Raw genomic sequence first — 19,721 nt, 5'->3', positions numbered from 1 at the left:
TTCGCTCTCAGTAGCGCTGGCAGGTAAAAAGATAGGAGAGCGGCCCACCAATCAGATAGGCGTTATGATCGACTTTGGTCACATCAAGCTGCAGATAGGAGGAGTCGAGGGTGAGTTCCGCCAGCAGCAGAGTAAACAGGCTATCGGGCGTGTTGTCGGTAGAGGCAGGGACAATCTTATCGATACGGTAACGATAGGTGTCGGCGTCAATTTTTCCGCCGTCGATCAGGTTAATTTTACGGTTCAGCATTGTCACCTTTTCGCCATCCGTTACCTGTCCGTTTAGCAACAGATAGCCGGAATCCGCATTAATAAAACGCAGGTCTTGCGTCACGGCAAACTCTCTGCGCGCATCATCTTTACGGCTGAGATCGTAACGCGTAAAGGTGGAGCAGCGGAACGGATAGGTTTCCGCACGCTTGCTGTAGGTAACGACGCTGGCCGTCAGCAGGATAAGCAGGGCTAACAGCGCCGTAGTCATGACGAGTGCGCGACGGTTCACTCCATTCTCCAGTCGAGGTAGTAAAAATTATCACAGGCGATCACATGACCGTCGCTGTTCAGCTTGCAGGAAGAAAGGATGGTGCGGCCATAATTCTGCGTAGTGAACGCGGTATTTCTGTCAAAGTAGATGCGCCGACTTTTGTCGCATAGCTGATGGTTTTCTCTGAGCATCTGCTCAATCTGGCTGGTCAGCGTCTGACGCTCTTCGTCATCAATGCCCTGAAGCACCACGGCCTGGCAGCCGCCTGTTAAGCTAAGCGTGGCCGCAGGCGTTTCCTCCCCCTCTTTATGCAGCGCCAGATATCCCCAGACCAACACGCCAAGCAGACAAATTCCGCCCGCCAGAAGATAGAGCCATTGGTATTTTTTTACCGGCGCGTCAGGCGCGATCGGCAAAGAGAAGGGTGCGGCGGGTTCGACCTGCTGCGTAAACACCTTATCCTGTTCTGCGTCATTGACCGGCGCTGAAGAGGAAGCGGTGCGCTCAACAGGGATGTCGGTATTCAGGCGTATGCCGACTTTTGGAATGGTGATAATCAAATTCTCGCAGCCGTACGCTGCCAGCGCTCTACGGAGAATACTGAGATACTGATTAAGATTGCTGTTGGAGCCGCGCAGGCCATATTTATCCCATACGTCCGTCAGCAGGGTCTCGCGCGAGAGTATGTCGCCTTCAGATATCAGCAGGCGCTCAAACAGACGCCCGGTTGAGATGCTGAGGCTTAGTGATTCCTGGGTGGGCAGATGACTTAGCGTGCAGTCATCGGTGTTATAAGTAATGCTGCCATCGATCGTATAAATCATTCAGAGATCACTGGGTTTGCGCCGCGTCTGTAAAGTATAAAACAGCTGACAGGCCTGGGATGACTTTTAGCCTCTAAGCCGCTTCGCCTTGTGACTGTGAATAATAGCATAGCCAGAGGTGGGCGATGGGTTAAGAAACCTGCTGCTACAGGCTGTGTTGACTCAGCGTTTCGCCTGGCGGGCATGCCTGCATTATGCATATGAGCAAAGGTCTGAAGAGCTATGAAAATCCGCGCTGAAAATGAAATTTTGATCCACAGAAAAACTGCGTCAGTTTTATGATTGATATGGTTTTTTTCGAAATTTTCAGCCTGAAAATCGCCAGATTTTCACCGCGGATTATCTCACCACGTTTTTCATCCAGAGCACTCTAAGCCAGCCTGGGCCAGTGCTATGAATGATATTTCGTAACAGCGCAAATACAGATTATGTGGATAAGCAGCGGCGTTGTTAATGGCATATCTACTGGCATAGCGCTGGAACAGGTTGTTACCGCTCTACTGTCTATAGGGCCATAAAAATCAGCGCTGAAAATGAAATTTTGATCCATAGAAAAAGTGCGGCAATTTCATGATTGGTATAGTTTTTTTTGAAATTTTCAGGCTGAAAATCGCCAAATTTTCATCGCCGATTGTCTTTGCACGCTTATCATCCAGTGTACACTAAGCAGATTCTGGGGCAGGAAGGATGAATGATGAATCGTAATGGCGCAAATGCAGGCGTGTGGATAAGCAGCGGCGTCGCTGTTGGCGTATCCGTTGGCATAGCGTTGGGATATATCATTCCCGGTCTGCTTATCGGTGCAATGTCAGGCTGGATGCTATTCAGGTTAAAAAACCCGCCATGACAAAACACTTTTAACCTTATGATTTATAAACATATTTCTTATATTTTCAGCCTGAAAATCGCCAGAAAATAGCGCTAAATTTGAAAATAACCCGATCGTTCTGATTTGAGAAGAGCAAAACGCGCTTTAAAGATAAAATCGAAAGCGACGATATCACTGCTCTCAACAGATGCGCTTGTCAATTTAATGACTATAACGTTTAATTGCTGAACACCTTACCCTGATAAGATAAACTTTCCACAACAAGGTGCGTCAAATCTGCCATAGCGATTTAATATTAAGGGCAATAACGCTATAAAAAATACAAATGTAACCACATGATTTTATTATAATTATTTATCAATTATCTATGCTTCAACCTCACTAACGCTTACCAGAAACCTCCTAAAATCCCACTTTTCTAGCCGTTTTCCATAAAACTGGCAGGCGGAACATTTTTTGGTACAATGCCAAAAAACATTCACTGCGAGGGATTTATGAAGCGGGATTATGGTGACGTCTTTGAAATCGCAAACCGTGCCAATGGCATGCTGCATGGACTCAGCAACCACATTGAGCAACAGCGGCAGGAATTTAATCAGAAAGGGTATTACCAGACCTTTTCGCGCAATGCCGTAGCTAACCTGCCTTTACTCAGCAAACATGCCGTGGTCGCAGCCATCAGCGAGATGGAAGCGAAAGGGTATGAATTTGGCAAGAAGCAGACAGGCAGTACCTCTCAATACGCTTTAAGCATCCAGAACGTGGTTGATATTTATCAGCACCGTAAAGTCCCCAAATATCGCGACAAGCATAAAAGCCCCTTTGTTATCTTTGTGGTTAACCTGAAGGGCGGCGTCTCTAAAACAGTCACCACGGTTACGCTTGCGCACGGTATGCGCGCCCATCCCGCCATGCTGCATAACGACCTGCGCATACTGGTTATCGATCTCGATCCTCAGGCATCCAGCACCATGTTCCTGAGCCATACCAACAGCGTGGGGTCGGTGCTGGAAACTGCAGCCCAGGCGATGCTGAACGATCTCGACACCGATCAGCTTCGTGAACAGTTCATTAAACCTACCGTGATGCCGGGCGTGGACGTTATGCCCGCCTCGATAGACGACGGCTTTGTGGCCAGCGACTGGGATGCGCTGATTGCTGAGCATCTGCCTGGCGTGGCGCCTTCAGAGGTACTGCGTCGCAACGTGATAGATCGGCTGGCGGACGACTATGATTTTATCTTTATCGACACCGGGCCACACCTTGATGCCTTTATGCTGAACGCCATCGCCGCCAGCGATGTGCTGCTGACGCCCACGCCACCCGCACAGGTCGATTTCCATTCCACCCTGAAATACCTGACGCGCCTGCCTGAGATGCTCGAACGCATCGAGAACGAAGGGATTGAGCCGCGTCTCAAAGCCAATATCGGCTTTATGTCCAAGATGACCAGCAAACATGACCATCTCACCTCGCAGAGCTTTGCGCGCGAGGTCTTCACTAAATCGATGCTGGATGCCGTGCTGCCTCGTCTGGATGGCTTTGAGCGCTGCGGTGAGTCGTTTGACACGGTGATCAGCGCAAACCCGAACTCTTATCCGGGAAGCGCCGATGCGTTGCGTAAGGCAAAGCAGGAGGCTGAGCAATTTTCCCGCGCCGTGTTTGACCGTATTGAATACATCAGGAGCTTACAGTGAGTAAACCTCTACAGAAGATTGGCCGCAGCATGGGCCAGTCGCAGATGGCTAATTTTATCAACAGCAACAATCAGTCGCGCGTCTTTACCCTCAAGTCGGGTAAGACGGCGACCTTTAGCCGTCAGTTTATTCCCAGCGGTGAAATCGAGGCGAAAACCTTTGTGGACGCGCAGATTAACGGACGCGATCAGTCCGCACTGACGGAAGAGTCTGTCAAAGAGATTACCCGCACCATTTCGCTGCAGCAGTTTTTTCCGGCGATAGGGCGGGTAGTCGGGGAGCGCATCGAGATTATGGATGGTTCCCGTCGTCGCGCCGCCTGCCTGTTCGCAGGCGCCGGTCTGGAAGTACTGGTCACCGAAGAGCCGATCGATATCAGCGACGCCCGTCAGCTGGCTGCAGATATCCAGACCGCCAAAGAACATAACCTTCGCGAGTTGGGACAACGCTTTATGCTAATGCAGGATCAGGGCATGAGTAAGAGCGACATCGCCAAAGCGGAAGGGATCTCCAACGCGAAGGTGACGCGTGCCTTTCAGGCCGCTTCTGTGCCAGCGGAAATTATCGATATCTTCCCCGTTGTCTCTGAGCTGACCCTGCCTGATTACCAGCTGCTGCTGGATGTGGCAGAAGAGGCGAAGGCCGAAGGCGTAACGATTGCTGAGGTGGTCGAGCAGGTTAACCAACGTGTGCAGGACGATGCCACGGTGGCGACGTCCAATGCCGACGAACAGAAAAACCGCATATTATCGTTCTTTAGCGCAGCGAAAAAGCAGCTGAGTAAGCCCGTTAAAGCGAAAAGCGTGGTGACGGAGAAATTTGGCCAGTTCAGCGATCGTGCCGCCTATGCCAAACGAAAAACGCACGCCGAGAAGCGTCATGTGCAGTATGAGTTTCATCGCCTCTCAGCAGCCATGCTGGAAGAAATCGACGCCGCGATCAAAGCCGTGATCGATAAAGCGAGCTAAGCGTTTAATGCGCCACGCAGTCTATCCTGCGTGGCTTTTTTCATTTGTATAACGGTAATCCAACAAATAAAAACAATATGAATTGCCGAGACCGATCACACTTATCCCTTTGTCAGAAGAATAGGCTGATGACGATTTATTTAAGGGAATCGCTAATATGAGAAAAAGCCTGATCGGATTAAGTGCTCTGTTGATCTCCTGTACCGGTTACGATAATTCAGACAAACAACGTGAAAATCGCTATCTGTTACTCAAAAAGCAACAAGCTATTGAAGAGCAGAAGAAGTTTGAGGCTCCGCTTTCACTTCCGCGTGAACGAACTGTCGATAACTACCTAAAGAAATAATTTCTGGCGTGAAAGCTGGAAAAGGGCATTACGTTTTTATTACGACAAAAAAGCGCGTGGTCAGCCAGCATAAACCGGGTCGTATTATGTCAGACGCGATGATAAGCATCGTCTGAAAAGCAGTCGGGAAAAAGTTTTCCTCAGAGTGTTCACATTTTAAGCATTGGCTGTCGTCGGTGAGTTGCGGGCAGAATACTCAGTAAGGTGCAAGTTTTCCCCGTTATACACAGGAAAGATCCAATTATTCGATCCTTATATGATCCCTAATAGATCCTTAAAGATCCCCGATCCTCTGCAGCCCTTGGTACGTCTGGCCTGAGAGGGTGTTGCTAACCGCTATAGAGAGTAAATTATCCTTTATAGCGAGCAAAACAACCGATGAAGAGAGTAGATTAACCGATGAAGAGAGTGACTGATAACCACTATAGCGAGTAGACGCCTGCATCGGTTGTGCATACTTTTCAGCCTTGTGGATAACGTCGTCAGTGGAGAATCTGACGACCTGCAGATCGACCCGTATAAATAGCGAGCTAATCGAATAGGTTACAGCAAGATCTTATGCAGGTTGCGAGCCAGAAACGCTATCGTCCAGCGGATCCTGGTTGTGCTAACCCGATCACACTATGAAGATCGACTGAACCAGATAACCGCTATAGAGAGCAAACTAACCACTATAGAGAGTAATTAACCTTTGTAGTCAGTAGAACAACCACTGTAGTGAGTGCTAGTATCCGATAAGTTGAGAACAAACCGATGCCACTCAGTTTTAACCCCGGGTTCTGAAGATGACGGAAAATGAGCAGGAAAACAGTCTTATAGAGGCAGCCTTCGCGGAAACCGACAAGCGAACGGGGCAGGTGGTTACTCTGACGCCAAATAACAATAATACGGTTCAGCCCGTCGCCCTGATGAGACTCGGCCTGTTCGTGCCCACACTCAAGTCCACCAGCCATCGCAAGAATAACGCTATGTCCTCGATGGACGTGACGAACGAGCTAAAGCAGCTGTCGATCGTTAAGTCTGAAGGGTATGAAAACATCAAGATCACCGGCGCCCGGCTGGATATGGATAATGATTTCAAAACCTGGGTCGGCATCATTCACGCCTTCGCTAAACACAAGGTGCTCGACAGCAAGGTGACGCTGCCCTTCGTGGACTTTGTTAAGCTTTGCGGCATTCCGTCCGCCCGCTCCTCGCAAAAGCTGCGTGACCGGCTGGAAGCCTCTCTGGCGCGCATCGCCACCAATACGCTGCAGTTCAGCAACAAAGAAGGGGAGCTGTACGTCACCCACCTGGTCCAGTCAGCCAAATACAGCGTAAAAAACGATACGGTTGAAATTCAGGCCGACCCCAAAATCTTTGAACTCTACCAGTTTGATAAAAAAGTGCTGCTGCAGCTGCGCGCCATCAACGAGCTGGCGCGTAAAGAGTCGGCTCAGGCGCTCTACACCTACATTGAAAGCCTGCCGCCCGATCCGGCGCCTATCTCTATGTCACGCCTGCGCGCCAGGCTCAACCTGACCTCCCGACCCATCACGCAGAACGCCACCGTGCGACGCGCTATGGAGCAGTTAAAAAATATCGGCTATCTGGAATACTCTGAGATTACGCGCGGCAAGGTGGTCTACTTCATCATCCATAACCGCAATCCCAAGCTGAAGCCCGCCTCGCTGCCGCTTAGCCTGGGGGATGGCATGGATATCGATCTGGATCTCGATGATATCGAGGAGAGCAGCGATGCCGGCAATCAGCCTGGCGAGATGGTGATGCTCTCTAAGGCGGAGCTTAAGCTGCTGGAAAAGATCCGCAAAGCGCAGGGCAAATAATTCCGCTTTCACCCGCTTCGGGCAGCGCATTATTCGGTATCGCTGCCGGTTTACTCACCTCGTTTTTGCTCTTACTCGCTACAGCGGTTATGAGAAACTGTAACCACTCTGCTTATCCTTTTTAGATAACCACTATAGCGAGCAACTTAGTGTCCATAATGGAACCTGTTACTCGCTATAGCGGTTGGTCAGTGTTGTGCCCCGGCATAGCAATAACCACTATAGCGAGCAGCGTTACTCTCTATAGTGGTTGCTGTAAGCTTTTGCGGCTACGGCAGACCTCTCTTTCTGCGGCGTGGCGCTCAACCCCGATTAAAGTAACCACTATAGAGAGTAGTTTACTCTCTATAGTGGTTAGTTGAGCGACAGGCAGACCGCAAAGCCAGACCCAACGCTGAAGATGACTCACATTTCAGCGCAACAGGTTAGCTAACAGGTAACCACTATAGTGAGTAGCATCACAATCTCGCTATAGTGGTTATTACTATCTGGATGACAGAATGGCGCTGGTGGGTAGAAATAAAGCGCGCGGCGGCGCGTCTGCAGGTTAACAGTAACCACTATAGCGAGTAATTACTCGCTATAGTGGTTAGTCATGCTGGATAACGGCAGTTTTGCAGGTCAATGCATTGAATCAAGCGCTGCGGTGGCTTTTTAACCGAACAACCACTATAGCGAGCATTTGCTCGCTATAGTGGTTAGCGCAACAGGCGTCGGCCAGTGGATTAACGTCGGGCGAGCAGGGGCGGAATGGTCGGCACTTCTGGCGCATTATCGATATCCTGCTGCGTCATTCTGAACGCCTCAGGATAATGTTCGCGCTGCGTGCGGCGCGCGGGCTCCGTGTCGCGCCAGGTATAAAGACAGCGCTGACACTGAAACACCGTCCAGACATTGGCTACCGGCGAGTGCGCCATGGTTTCAATATGCTCATCGGCACAGCGTGGACAAATCATCTTTCCCTCCTTATTGATTGCGGTTAGCCAGCAGTCTGGTCAGTTTTTCAACCCACTGCGCAGTCTCGGGCAGATCTTTGACTGGCTGGCTGTAGTGGCCGCGCGTATCGGGCGCGACGGGCGTAGTGGCGTCGATAATCAGCTTATCGGTGATGCCGGCCGGACTGGATCCCGGATCGAGTTCCAGCACCGACATATTCGGCAGCTGCACCAAATCGCCCGCCGGATTAACCTTGGAAGAGAGCGCCCACATCACCTGCGGCAGATCGAAAGGATCGACGTCTTCATCTACCATGATCACCATTTTCACGTAGCCGAGACCGTGCGGTGTAGTCATTGCGCGCAGGCCCACCGCACGCGCAAAGCCGCCGTAGCGTTTTTTAGTGGAGATAATCGCCAGCAGGCCGTGGGTGTACATGGCGTTCACCGCCTGCACCTCGGGAAATTCCGCCTTAAGCTGCTGATAGAGCGGCACACAGGTCGCCGGGCCCATCAGGTAATCGATCTCCGTCCAGGGCATACCGAGGTAAAGCGATTCAAAAATCGGTCTGGTGCGGTAGCTGACCTTATCGATGCGCACCACCGTCATGTTTCGTCCGCCCGAGTAGTGGCCGGTAAATTCGCCGAACGGCCCTTCGATTTCACGTTTGCGCCCTTCAATAACCCCTTCAAGGATCACTTCAGACCCCCAGGGCACATCGAAACCGGTCAGAGGCGCCGTCGCGATAGGGTAGGGGCTTTCACGCAGCGCGCCGGCCATCTCATATTCTGACTGATCGTACTTAAGCGGCGTGGCGCCCATCAGGGTGATAATCGGGTCGTTGCCGAGGGTAATCGCGATGGGAAGATCCTCGCCGCGCTCTTCGGCTTTATGCAGGTGCAGCGCAATGTCGTGCATCGGTACCGGCTGGAGCCCTAGCTTGCGTTTGCCTTTTACCTCCATGCGATAAATGCCGACATTCTGCTTGCCGAAATGATCGGGATCGAGCGGATCGCGTGAGACCACGCAGGCTTTATCGAGATAGAAACCGCCGTCGCCGTCGTTGAGCCGGAACAGCGGCAGCAAATCAAAAAGATTTATCTCCTCGCCGTCGACGCTGTTCTCTGCCCAGTTTGGATTGTCCCGCCGTTCCGGCGCCACGGGAAAGTTGTCCCAGCGACGGATAAATTCGTCAATCTGCTGCTTTACCGGGGTGTTCGGCGGTAAACCCAGCGAAATCGCATGATTCTGCCAGGAGCCGATAGTGTTCATCACGACGTGCGCATCCCTGAAGCCTTTGATACGCGTAAAAGCGATCGCCGGCGCGCCTTCGCCGATGCGACCCGTTGCGTTAGCCGCCGCGGCGATATCGGGTTCCGCATTGACCTCCTCATCAATATTGAGCAGCTGACCCTGCTGTTCCAGCGCGCGCAGATAGCTGCGCAGATCGTCAAAAGCCATGATTATCTCTCCTGTGCTGTTTCGTGATGGGTGGCGCCGCTCAGGCCCTGCCAGCGCTGCGCCTTGTTGTAACGCAGCCCGAACTGATCCAGAACGCGCGCGACAATATGGTGCGTAACGTCATCGACGCTTTTGGGATGGTTGTAATAGGCGGGCATAGGAGGAACCATCGCGACGCCCATGCGCGACAGCGCCAGCATGTTTTCCAGATGGATGGTGCTGAGCGGCGTTTCACGCGGCACCAGCACCAGTTTGCGGCCTTCTTTGATCACCACGTCTGCCGCGCGTCCGGTCAGTCCTTCTGCATAGCCGGCGCGAATACCCGCCAGGGTCTTCATGCTGCAGGGAATAATGATCATGCCGTCGGTGTGAAAAGATCCTGACGAAATGGTGGCGGCCTGGTCTGCCGGGCTGTGTACGACGTTCGCCAGCGCGGCGACCTCTCGCACGCTTAAAGGTGTCTCCAGCTCAATGGTGGTTTTCGCCCATTTCGACAGGATCAGATGTGTTTCCACCTCTGGCATCTGCTGCAGCGCGCGTAGCAGTGCCACGCCAAGCGGGGCGCCCGTCGCCCCCGTCATTGCGACTATCAACCTCATTTCAACCTCGCTAAACTTGTTCGTGTACGAACTATATATTTACCTTAGCGCGCAACAATGGCGATGACAAGAGAACAGCAGCTATAAAGTTCGTAAACGAACGTTTCATTGTTTTCGATCACAGGTTTACAGCGAGAGGCGTTTATTGCTGAAATAGCGCTATCTCATCCGGCGAGAATCGCCCTGGCATTCGGCATAACAACAATGAATAAAAATCTTAGCAATGTTCCGTTTCACCTGATGCGTCGGCTTTTTCAGGAGCACACCGCGCAATGGCAACGCTCGCTTAACGATCTTACCAAGCAGCAGTATGCCGTGCTTTGCGCCGTGGCTGAGCAGCCAGGCATTGAGCAGATGGAGCTGATGGATGTGTCGGTCAGCACCAAAGCGACGCTGGCGGAGCTGCTGATGCGCATGGAAAAAAAAGGGCTGCTGCGCCGCGAGCAGGGCGTGAGCGACCGCCGTCGTCGGCATATCTTTCTGACCACCGCCGGCGAAACCCTGCTTAATGAGGCGAAACCTTCGGCTGAACGCATTGATGCCGCCTTCCTGAACCGTCTGAGCGATCAAGAACATCAGGAGCTGATCCGGCTGTTAAAAACCATGCTGGAATAAAAGGCGTTCAACCGACCGCCTCCGTTCATGAGATTTGCTCATTACTGCATGCCGCCAGAGGCTATTCATTCTCTGGCGCGCCTTTGTTATTAATAACGCTACCTTTTACGGGCGATCGCTGGCATAGGTCAGCCATAAGCCACTCATGATGCGAGGCGGCGACATGCTCCTGCGGCACCCTCTCTTTCTCTCTTCCGCCATGCTGCTGGCCAGCTGCGCCACCGCACCGGAAAATACCTGGAGCAGCCAATCTATGTCAGAAAATAAACCCGCTTCTCAGGCAGTTGCTCAGGCCGCGCCTGCGATGGCAGCCTACTCGGCGCGTTTTATCAAAGGGGATCTGTGGAATCGACCCGCGCTCTCCGCGCGCGATCGCAGCCTGGTGACCCTGTCCGCGCTGATCAGCCGCAACGACCGTACAGAGCTGGCTGACTACCTTAACCTGGCGCTTGATAATGGCGTTACGCCTGGCGAAATCGCCGAAAGCCTGACGCATCTCGCGTTTTATGCCGGCTGGCCGAATGCGACGTCAGCGGCCGTCACCACTCAGGCGGTATTCGCGGCGCGTCATATCGATTTTTCCCGTTTACCGGGAGCGGACGTCGCGCCGTTGCCGCTGGATGAAGAGGGCGAAGCAAAACGTGCCGCGATGGTCGAGCAGAACTTTGGTCACGTCGCGCCAGGCGTGGTGAAATATACCACCGAGGCGCTGTTCCGCGATCTCTGGCTGCGGCCAGGTTTAGCGCCGCGCGACCGCAGCCTGATCACCGTCAGCGCGCTGGTCACCGCAGGTCAGGTTGCACAGGTGCCTTATCACCTTAACCGCGCCATGGATAACGGCCTCACGCAGGAGCAGGCAGCGGAAGTGCTGACGCAGCTCGCCTTTATCGCCGGCTGGCCGAATATTTTCTCGGCGCTGCCGGTATTTAAAGAGGTTTTTACCTCACGTCAGCCTGCCTGATCGATATCGCCTGAGCCGGGCTTCAGTTCTGGCGATGACGTAGCGCGTCGACCACCATCGTCAGCGCGCGCGAGGATTGTTTGCGGCTCGGATAGTAGAGATGATGGCCTTCCCAGACCGGGCAGTAGTCCGTCAATACCCTTACCAGCCTGTTAGCCTCAATATGCGACGCCACCATCTCTTCCGGTACATAGGCCAGACCAAAACCGTCGAGGGCGGCATCGACCACCTGATAGATCTCATTAAAGGTGAGCTGGCCCTCAACGCGGACTTTGATCTCTCGCCCGTCCTGCTCGAACTCCCAGGCGTAGAGGCCGCCATGGGTGGAAAGTCGCAGATTAATGCAGCGGTGCTGAACCAGATCCTGCGGCGTGGCTGGCTTTCCCTGGGTGTGGAAATAGGCGGGCGATCCCACCACTGCAAAGCGGATATCGGGCCCGATACGCACTGAAATCATGCCGTTGGTGATCTGCTCGCCGAGGCGCACGCCCGCATCGTAGCGGTTAGCGGCGATATCCGTCAGCGCATATTCATTCGCCAGCTCCAGATGGATATCGGGATAGGTCTTAAGCAGGTCGCGCAGCTTTGGCCACAGCAGAAAGCGAATGGCGAAATCCGTCGCCGTAATGCGCACCACGCCAGCGGGTTGATCGCGCATGTCGCTGATAGCGGCCAGTTCGCTCCAGATCTCATCCAGCCGCGGCGCCAGTGACGCCATCAGCCGCTGCCCGGCTTCGGTTGGTGACACGCTCCGCGTCGTGCGCGTCAGGAGCCGTACGCCCAGGCGCGCTTCCAGCCCACGCAGGCTGTGACTGAGGGCGGACTGCGAAACGCCAAGCAGCGCCGCCGCGCGGGTAAAACTCTGTTCGCGCGCCACGGTGACAAACGCGACCAGATCGTTGAGGTTCTCGCGGGACATCACCACGCCTCCTTATGGACGTCACACAGAAAAAAGGCGCGTCCCGCTGAAGGGACGCGCCTGATATTTTGATCGAGATTACTTTGCGCCGTACTGCTCGTCGTCGACCTTTTCCAGCCACTCCACCGCTTTCCCTTCCAGCGCTTCCTGAATGGCGATGTGGGTCAGCGGCGTTTTATCGCTGGCGCCGTGCCAGTGTTTTTCATGTGGCGGGATCCAGACAACGTCCCCGGCTCGAATCTCTCGCGCCGCTTCGCCCCAGGTCTGAACGTAACCAAAGCCCGCCGTGACAATCAGCGTCTGGCCGAGAGGGTGGGTATGCCATGCGGTGCGGGCACCGGGTTCAAAGGTGACGCTGCCGCCGCTGGCGCGCGCCGGTTCGTTGGCAGGGAAGAGCGGATCGACGCGCACCGTGCCGGTAAACCACTCGTCGGGGCCGGCATAGGATGCCTGGGAACCACATTTATAGATGTCAGTCATGCGCTTATCCTTTGGGTTATCGTCATAAACAGTGCTTCTTATTTTAAGGTGGCGTGCATCTATGATTAAGATGCTTAATCAGGATGAAGATATGAGCCTTTTTCATTAATAAACGAATTTTTGCCCGGCTGAATAAATTTTAGACACCAGTGAGGTGCGGTTTAGCTGTCAGGCGTGAAAATAGCGCGCTTTCGTAAACCACTACAGAGACGCGATCCAAATGAAAATGCCTCAATCTTTTAGTTTACTGTTGGCAGCTGGCCTGCTGATGTCCGGCCTCGCCGCGGCGGCGGATCAGCCTGCTGCTCCCTTCACGCCCGAAATGGAAGCGCGCATCGGCGAAATCGCCAGAGATTATCTGCTGGCGCATCCGGAAGTGCTGCTGCAGGTCAGCCAGAAACTTGAGGCGCAGCAGCAGGCGCAACAGATTAAGGCGATGACCGATGCGGCGCTGCGGCAGCAGAACGATCTGCTAAATGACAAAATGACGCCCGCCTTCGGCCCGGCCGATGCAAAAGTGGCCGTCATTGAATTCTTCGATTACCAGTGTATTGTCTGTGCGCGCCAGGCGCCGGTAATCGAAGCGCTAATGAAAGCGAACCCGCAGGTGCGATACATCTTCAAAGAGTGGCCTATTTTTGCGCAACGCTGGGACGCCTCGCTGAATGCCGCTAAAACCGGTCTGCAGATCTGGCAGGAGAAGGGGGCCGAGGCCTACGTTAACTACCACAATGCTATTTACGCCACAGGCCATAATGAAGGGAAGCTGACGCCGGAGGATATCGGCAAAGCGGCCGCGCTGGCCAGCAAGTCGGGCGACATCAATCCGCAGGTGGTGGAAGCGTTAAAGCGTAATGATGCGCTGGCGCAGAAGCTTGGCCTGCAGGGAACGCCGGCGATGATTATCATGCCCCTCACCGGCGCAACGGCAGATAACGTGACGGTGATACCTGGCGGCGCCAGTGAGACAACCCTGCAGGCGGCGATAGACAGAGCCGCCGCCGCAAAATAATGTCCTAAAGCCGGTTTCTCACACCGGCTTTTTCACTGTATTATAATCTGTTGCGCCACAGGCTGAGTAGTTACAGCATCCTGTAACAGCTTTTTTTTAATCGCGTGCCCCATTGGAAATGGCGTGCCCCTCCAGGCTGGACCGCTGCGCGTGATAAGAAGGGTGCTTATCTCTGCTTCGTCTACGTGCATACATCAAACATGAGCGCGAAATAACCTTCTGGTAAGGCCGCCCGCGCCGGCCGAAGGCCGGTAGTAATTGTTTATGTAATTATGAATGATGTAACTAAATACAGGTTTCCCAGTAAAAGGGCGATGATATTTCGCTGTGTAGCGAAGCGTCCATTAAGGGTTGTCCATAAGCTGCATGACAACAACCCATTACTGGAGACCGTAAATGATTGCCGTATTTTTGAAGCCGACGTTTTTCCATACGCCAAAGAACACTATCTGCAACTCGCCGCAGAGCTGCAGCCGCTGCTGGCGGATGTGCCCGGCTTTATCGCTATCGAGCGATTTCAGAGTCTGAGCACGGCAGGAAAGATCCTCTCGCTGTCGTGGTGGGAAGATGAGCAAGCCGTGACCGGCTGGAAGCAAAACCTGATGCATCAGGCTGCGCAGCAGGAAGGTCAAACCGCTATTTTTTCATTCTACCGGATACGCCTTGCTCAGGTGCTGCGTGAATACGCTTCACATCAGGAGCCACTCTACCATTTATGATATCTCTGTTGTTCTGCGTAACACGCCCGGCGAACTGGCCTCACTGGGCGGACTATTGGGTAAAAACGGCATCAATATTCGCGTACAGTACAGCGATCACAGTAACCGGCTTATCCTGCTGACCGATGATGACGTACGGGCCCCAAAAATGGAGAACAGAGCCTGAATGAACCGGCTACAAACCGATAATGCCGAGCAAGCGGACGTCTGCCTTGAAAAGTCGATGTCAGTGGTTGCCTCGGCCATAGCGGACCCGTCACGAGTCGCTATCCTCTGCGCCCTGATGGATAGTCGCGCCTGGACCGCGACTGAACTCAACGCCGTCGCTGGTATTGCGGCCTCGACAGCCAGCGCGCATCTGATGCGCCTGCTCAGCAGCGGCCTGGTGATTTGCCTGACACAGGGACGTCATCGCTACTACAGTCTGACCGGACCTGAGATTGCCGGACTGCTGGAAAATCTGATGGGCGTGTCGATGCATAGTCACCTCTCTCCCGTCACCTCTACCCCAGATCCGATGCGCTACGCCCGAACTTGTTAGGGGTCAGTTTGGATATCAAAAATTATTGTACGTTAAGGTTATTTTTTGACCTTTCTACTTTAGCTGGCCTCAGTCGACGAAACTTACCGGAAGCCGGTATCCGATTACTCTTCCAGATATAATCGCCAGTCAGATTGATGTGTTCCCAGCCTGGCAGGGACAAATGCGGCAACAGTTGCTCGTTGATCTTCACCCCTTTACGCTTCAGAGCATCGATCACTCTTTCCATATAGACGGTATTCCACAGCGAGATAGCTGCCGTCAGCAGCGTCAGTCCACTGGCGCGGTAGCTCTGATTTTCCGGTTTTCGGTCCCTAATTTCACCCAGCCGATGCAGGAATACCGCACGCGCCAGCGCATTACGGGCTTCTCCTTTATTCAGTCCCGCCTATACCCGCCGACGAAGTGCCGGATCGCGGAACCAGTCGAGCATAAACAGCGTTCGTTCAATACGGCCAATTTCCCTCAATGCTTTGGCAAGTCCGTTTTGCTTGGGATTGCTGGCAAGCTTTTTCAGCATCAGGGATGCCGTCACGGTTCCCTGCTTTATCGGGTTGCCAGACGTAGTACTTCACGCCAGTGAACTTCGATCTCTTTCAGACTCAGGCTGGTTGTTGATATCAGTGATTAAAGCACCGGGTATTGGTCAGCTTACCCTTTGATAAACAGCTTCTTGTCATGGAGATCCCTAATTCGCGGACAGAACGTAAATCCCAGCAGATGCATCAAAGCAAAGACATGATCCGTGAAACCAACGGTATCGGTGTAATGCTTCCTGATTTCCAGATCGCTTTCATGAAACAGCAAGCCATCGAGAACGTGGGTTGAATCCCTGACCCGACTGATTATGCATGTGTAAAACGGGCTGTATTGATCCGAAATATAGGTATAAAACTGACGTCCAGGCTTCTGCCCATATTTCGGGTTAACCGGCCCTGCGTAGCGGCCTGAGCCGCCTGTTCTGAAATTTTGTACGTCTGATGATGACGTTGTCCCGTCACCCCAGAATGCCGCCAGTGGTCTTTTCCCCTGCGCATTTACCAGCTCTGCAAGAGCGGCTGAATAGGTTTTATCACGGAGATTGTCAGTCTGGATGTACCCACCTCAATGGCAGGCGCTGTCAGATAAAGACTCATCGCAGGTTGACGCGATTACCCGAGCCATGATAACCGCCATCAATAATATGCTTATCGACCTGATGGCCGCAATGTCGCATAAGGACTGGCTGAGCCGCCGTCAGCGGCAAAAAAAGAGAATTGAACGCGCACATACGCTGGGGAGATGCCGGGGCAAACAGTCCGATCAGGAGCGGCACCAGAAAGTCTTGTACTATCGACAGGTCAAGAAACTCAGTATCCGGGAAACAGCAGATGCAGCAGGGTACAGCCCTTCGCAAATCTGCCGTATTCAGGCGTTGTACCGGCAACCAGAAGCCGAAGATTTTGGTTAGGTCATGATTAAGGTATGATGCGTTGATTTTATGACCATTTTATTCATGAGGGATTATGGCAACGGGATTTTTTCTGTATCACCTGGATAAAACCACCTGCGGGGGGCGGATCCTTTCCGGTGCGTCTGACGACACCTACCAAATCGGTGGCATTGAGCGGCAGCAGGTCAGGGAGGGTGACCCGGTAACCTGCGGGAAGCATGAGGGGCTCTTCCGCGTGTGCGGCGGCATGGGGGACACCTATGAGGTGGGCGGAGAGCTGAAAGAGTGGGCGGGTTCGCTGGACAGCTACAGCTCCTGCCCGTGCCGCGCCCGTTTTATTCCGTCAGTCCAGACGCACACCTACGAGAGCGGCTGCAACGCCGGACGGGTAGCCGAACGGGCCGAGATCGCGAGGAAAAAAGCGCAGGAGTCAGAGCCTGAACAGCGAGCGCAGGCCGCGAAGAAGAAACGGGAAATCACGCTGACCATCGGCGTGTTCTTTGATGGCACAGGCAACAACGCGAATAACAGCGGTGACCGTCAGGCCGCCTGTTCCGGTGAACATTACGGGATGAATGATGCTGATGCTGGATCTGCGTATTCCCAGTGCGTGAGACTAAAACGTGGCTACAGCGGTACTGCTGCAGGGAGCTATATCGGTTACTACAGCAACGTACACTGGTTGAATACACTGTATAGACAGGATATCAGGCCCGATACAGGTGCCGGTCAGTACGCTATTTATATCGAAGGTATCGGTACGGAAGACGGGGCTGGCGACAGCACTTACGGAATGGGAACAGGCCGGGGCGATACTGGCGTAGTGAGAAAAACCGATAAAGTAGTAGCAGCACTTGCCGCCGGTATTCAGGGTTATTTACTCCAGCATGCCAACACCAGTTCCTGCACTATTAAAGAGTTGCAGTTTGATATTTTTGGCTTCAGCCGGGGAGCAGCGGCGGCGCGCCACTTTGCCAATCGAGTGTTCAGCCAGGATCACGCCATTATCACGGCGATTAAAGCAGGTTTGAATGGTATTGAGTTTTCCGGGACGCCCGGAGGAAAAACCCGCTTTCTGGGTATATTCGATACCGTAGCCGCCATCGGGACACCGGTTAACGGCCTCAACCCGCACAGCGCCGATACCGGGGATGTCAATCTGATGCTGCGTCCGGGCGTGGCAGACAAAGTGTTCCATATCACCGCCCAGCACGAATGCCGCTTTAACTTCGCGCTGAATAGCGTAAAACCGGCGTGGCCGGAGCTGGAACTGCCCGGTGCACACTCCGACATTGGTGGTGGCTACAACCCCGACGAACACGAAGCTTACTTCCTTACCCGACCAGAATTTGAAACCGTCCCCCACTTCACCCCTGATACGGAAACCCGGATTTATCGTCAGGCCTGCGCACAGCTTACAGCAATGGACAGCTATCCGGCGATAGCGCCCTTGTTGAATGCGGTAGAGGTGAATGTTGATACCTGGTATGACGACAGAATGCCCGCCGACCGTTACGGAAGGCTACAGAAACGTAGCGGTGCCGCACTGGTTATCGACCGTCCGACGCGTAACGACTGGTCGAAGGTGGTGTTACGGGTGATGCTCGATGCGGCGCAGGATGCCGGGGTAGAATTTTCCCCTATTTTACCTAAAGACGACAACCTGTCACTCCGGCCAGAACTGAACAGCCTGTGTGAAAAAGCGATGGTAATGGGCCGTGCCATAAGGGGAGGACAGCCTGCCTGCGGCTTTACCACGCCAGAAATTCTGATGCTGGCTGAAAAATATATTCACTGCTCAGCCAACTGGAACAGCGTAGTGAGAGACGGCCAGGGAAGTATCAGCGGTGCGGTCAAACCGGCGAAGCTGGTGACGTTCACCAACCGGCCGGACGAGCGCTGGCAACGTACAGTTTATGGTATGGACGGAAATAGAATATGGAAATAATCCGCGTGGCCTGTCTTCTTCCGTTATTGGTACTGACGGCCTGTCAGGGGAAATCTTTGTCCGACTCCGCCGCGCAACGCAATGTACCGGCAGAGTGGACTTTTAACTTTTTCACACCTAAAGCGTTGCCAGCAGTGGTGACGTTTGCCGCTATTCTTGACTCTGATGGAAAGGATTATCGCTTTAACACGCTGAACAGAACGCCCGACCTACCTGACGTTATCGGCGAGTGGAACGACAAAGACCGTGTGTCTGGAGGCTACTGGAATCATGTTAAACGTCCCCCCAGACATATTATTTTTTGCTGGGACTCGATCATCGATAAAAAAGTGTATGAAACTCACCTGACGATCCCTAAACCTGTACTGGACAAAATGCTCAGGCCGAGTGAGTACAGGGATTATCGGGGAAGAACTGCGTATTACGACAGAGTACAAATTGGTCTGGCTCCAGAGGGAAAAGTGGCCGTCTGGTTACAGGGAAGTGGTTCTGAGCCTAATTACCGCGTCACTCCGTCAGTCGTGAAAACCGTCTCAGGGGATAAATTAGATATTTGCAAAGGAATAACTCGGTTTTCCAACGGCTATGAGTACGGAAAAGATACCGAGGATTTTATCAAAGGGAAAAAATATCCTTACGGTAGTTGGTAAGCAACATATTAAATCTTGGAGGATCTGCCCAAGATCCTTTGAGGTTTGGTGGCCAATTTTTTGTCTTAACGTACAATATTTTCCGTTTCCCAAAATGACCCCTGTTACGATCATCTGGCGGGCGAGCTAGCCGTCGCGATTTACCACTTCATGCTGCGGGAAAAGTGGCTCGAATCGGCAGGCACTTCGCTAACGGCAACCGGGCTGACGCATTTTCATGCGAGCGGTCCTGGATCCCCGTCCACGGCGCAAAGCCTGCTGTCCCTGCCTCGACTGGAGCGAAAGGCGTTTCCATCTTGCTGGTGATGCCGGACATGCGCTACTCTCGCTGTTTTTGCAGCGAGGCTGGCTAATCCGCACGCCAGGTTATCGTGAAGTCAGGGTAACGCACAGCGGCAAAACGGCGCTGTGCCGCCATTTCAGATTGCGTCTGCCCTGAGGACATGCGGCCCCATACAGGCCGCACAGCCCGGC

Annotated in this window: 18 protein-coding genes and 5 pseudogenes; 15 read left to right on the top strand and 8 right to left on the bottom strand. The window is 53.3% G+C overall.

Annotated elements, in window-relative coordinates:
• Positions 1-7 precede the first annotated feature (7 nt).
• Positions 8-502, bottom strand: coding sequence for a FidL-like protein (locus B2J69_RS12635; protein ID WP_081139643.1), 495 nt, complete (start codon positions 500-502; stop codon positions 8-10).
• Entirely contained in the window at positions 499-1,308 is an 810-nt protein-coding gene (locus B2J69_RS12630) for a winged helix-turn-helix domain-containing protein (RefSeq protein ID WP_081139641.1), read from the bottom strand. Before B2J69_RS12630 ends, B2J69_RS12635 begins: the two co-directional genes overlap by 4 nt.
• Positions 1,309-1,999: 691 nt before the next feature.
• Between B2J69_RS12630 and B2J69_RS24085 the strand changes: the two genes are divergently transcribed.
• The 5 genes from B2J69_RS24085 (at position 2,000) to B2J69_RS12615 (ending at position 6,974) form a co-directional block, all read left to right on the top strand.
• Positions 2,000-2,155 (top strand): hypothetical protein, encoded by a 156-nt coding sequence (locus B2J69_RS24085; protein ID WP_158083435.1) that lies wholly within the window; start codon positions 2,000-2,002, stop codon positions 2,153-2,155.
• 476 nt (positions 2,156-2,631) lie between these two features.
• Positions 2,632-3,834 (top strand): AAA family ATPase, encoded by a 1,203-nt coding sequence (locus tag B2J69_RS12625; RefSeq protein WP_081139689.1) that lies wholly within the window; start codon positions 2,632-2,634, stop codon positions 3,832-3,834.
• Entirely contained in the window at positions 3,831-4,802 is a 972-nt protein-coding gene (locus B2J69_RS12620) for a ParB/RepB/Spo0J family partition protein (protein WP_081139640.1), read from the top strand. Before B2J69_RS12625 ends, B2J69_RS12620 begins: the two co-directional genes overlap by 4 nt.
• A 157-nt stretch (positions 4,803-4,959) precedes the next feature.
• On the top strand, positions 4,960-5,148 hold the full coding sequence (locus B2J69_RS23840; protein WP_143806284.1) for a hypothetical protein: 189 nt from the start codon (positions 4,960-4,962) through the stop codon (positions 5,146-5,148).
• Between the two features lie 785 nt (positions 5,149-5,933).
• Entirely contained in the window at positions 5,934-6,974 is a 1,041-nt protein-coding gene (locus B2J69_RS12615; RefSeq protein ID WP_081139638.1) for a RepB family plasmid replication initiator protein, read from the top strand.
• A 725-nt stretch (positions 6,975-7,699) separates the two neighbouring features.
• On the opposite strand, the gene B2J69_RS12610 is transcribed toward B2J69_RS12615, so the two are convergent.
• From B2J69_RS12610 to B2J69_RS12600, 3 genes are read right to left on the bottom strand one after another with little or no spacing between them, the layout of a single operon-like run.
• Complete coding sequence (locus B2J69_RS12610; RefSeq protein WP_081139636.1) at positions 7,700-7,930, bottom strand: non-oxidative hydroxyarylic acid decarboxylases subunit D; 231 nt, start codon at positions 7,928-7,930, stop codon at positions 7,700-7,702.
• A gap of 10 nt (positions 7,931-7,940) precedes the next feature.
• The gene (locus tag B2J69_RS12605) at positions 7,941-9,371 is read right to left on the bottom strand and encodes a non-oxidative hydroxyarylic acid decarboxylases subunit C (protein WP_081139635.1); all 1,431 of its coding nucleotides are present in this window, start codon (positions 9,369-9,371) and stop codon (positions 7,941-7,943) included.
• A gap of 2 nt (positions 9,372-9,373) precedes the next feature.
• Positions 9,374-9,970, bottom strand: a complete 597-nt coding sequence (locus B2J69_RS12600) for a non-oxidative hydroxyarylic acid decarboxylases subunit B (RefSeq protein ID WP_081139633.1) — start codon at positions 9,968-9,970, stop codon at positions 9,374-9,376.
• 204 nt (positions 9,971-10,174) lie between these two features.
• Here B2J69_RS12600 and B2J69_RS12595 point away from each other — a divergent pair, with 204 nt between their 5' ends.
• Both B2J69_RS12595 and B2J69_RS12590 read left to right on the top strand, forming a co-directional pair.
• Positions 10,175-10,585 (top strand): MarR family winged helix-turn-helix transcriptional regulator, encoded by a 411-nt coding sequence (locus B2J69_RS12595; protein WP_081139631.1) that lies wholly within the window; start codon positions 10,175-10,177, stop codon positions 10,583-10,585.
• A 163-nt stretch (positions 10,586-10,748) separates the two neighbouring features.
• Complete coding sequence (locus B2J69_RS12590; protein WP_081139687.1) at positions 10,749-11,546, top strand: carboxymuconolactone decarboxylase family protein; 798 nt, start codon at positions 10,749-10,751, stop codon at positions 11,544-11,546.
• Positions 11,547-11,568: 22 nt separating this feature from the next.
• On the opposite strand, the gene B2J69_RS12585 is transcribed toward B2J69_RS12590, so the two are convergent.
• Positions 11,569-12,465 carry a LysR family transcriptional regulator gene (locus tag B2J69_RS12585; protein WP_081139629.1) on the bottom strand — a complete coding sequence of 299 codons (897 nt, stop codon included), beginning with the start codon at positions 12,463-12,465 and terminating at the stop codon, positions 11,569-11,571.
• A gap of 78 nt (positions 12,466-12,543) precedes the next feature.
• A complete protein-coding gene (locus B2J69_RS12580) occupies positions 12,544-12,945 on the bottom strand; it encodes a (R)-mandelonitrile lyase (protein WP_081139628.1) in 402 nt (133 codons plus the stop codon).
• Between the two features lie 220 nt (positions 12,946-13,165).
• On the opposite strand from B2J69_RS12580, the gene B2J69_RS12575 reads away from it, so the two are divergent.
• The 4 genes and pseudogenes from B2J69_RS12575 to B2J69_RS12560 all read left to right on the top strand — a co-directional run.
• Entirely contained in the window at positions 13,166-13,957 is a 792-nt protein-coding gene (locus B2J69_RS12575) for a DsbA family protein (protein WP_407944742.1), read from the top strand.
• Positions 13,958-14,364: 407 nt separating this feature from the next.
• Positions 14,365-14,676, top strand: coding sequence for an antibiotic biosynthesis monooxygenase family protein (locus tag B2J69_RS12570; protein ID WP_236722725.1), 312 nt, complete (start codon positions 14,365-14,367; stop codon positions 14,674-14,676).
• A 25-nt stretch (positions 14,677-14,701) separates the two neighbouring features.
• A pseudogene (locus B2J69_RS24355) lies at positions 14,702-14,842 on the top strand (amino acid-binding protein); the annotation flags it as partial.
• A pseudogene (locus tag B2J69_RS12560) lies at positions 14,843-15,214 on the top strand (ArsR/SmtB family transcription factor); the annotation flags it as partial.
• 25 nt (positions 15,215-15,239) lie between these two features.
• On the opposite strand, the pseudogene B2J69_RS12555 reads toward B2J69_RS12560, so the two are convergent.
• A pseudogene (locus B2J69_RS12555) lies at positions 15,240-16,315 on the bottom strand (Tn3 family transposase); the annotation flags it as partial.
• Here B2J69_RS12555 and B2J69_RS12550 point away from each other — a divergent pair.
• From B2J69_RS12550 to B2J69_RS24350, 4 genes and pseudogenes are all read left to right on the top strand, one after another.
• Positions 16,298-16,667 (top strand): annotated as a pseudogene (locus tag B2J69_RS12550) (recombinase family protein); the annotation flags it as partial. The pseudogenes B2J69_RS12555 and B2J69_RS12550 sit on opposite strands and share 18 nt — an antisense overlap.
• A 55-nt stretch (positions 16,668-16,722) precedes the next feature.
• Positions 16,723-18,597 carry a phospholipase effector Tle1 domain-containing protein gene (locus B2J69_RS12545; protein WP_081139624.1) on the top strand — a complete coding sequence of 625 codons (1,875 nt, stop codon included), beginning with the start codon at positions 16,723-16,725 and terminating at the stop codon, positions 18,595-18,597.
• The gene (locus B2J69_RS12540) at positions 18,588-19,247 is read left to right on the top strand and encodes a DUF2931 family protein (RefSeq protein ID WP_081139623.1); all 660 of its coding nucleotides are present in this window, start codon (positions 18,588-18,590) and stop codon (positions 19,245-19,247) included. The genes B2J69_RS12545 and B2J69_RS12540 overlap by 10 nt, the downstream gene beginning before the upstream one ends.
• A gap of 102 nt (positions 19,248-19,349) precedes the next feature.
• A pseudogene (locus tag B2J69_RS24350) lies at positions 19,350-19,686 on the top strand (transcriptional regulator); the annotation flags it as partial.
• Between the last annotated feature and the right edge of the window lie 35 nt (positions 19,687-19,721).

The organism is Pantoea latae, from assembly GCF_002077695.1.
Classification (GTDB): domain Bacteria; phylum Pseudomonadota; class Gammaproteobacteria; order Enterobacterales; family Enterobacteriaceae; genus Pantoea; species Pantoea latae.
Note: the sequence above shows the minus strand (reverse complement) of the source record. Positions and strands in the feature narration are given on the sequence as shown.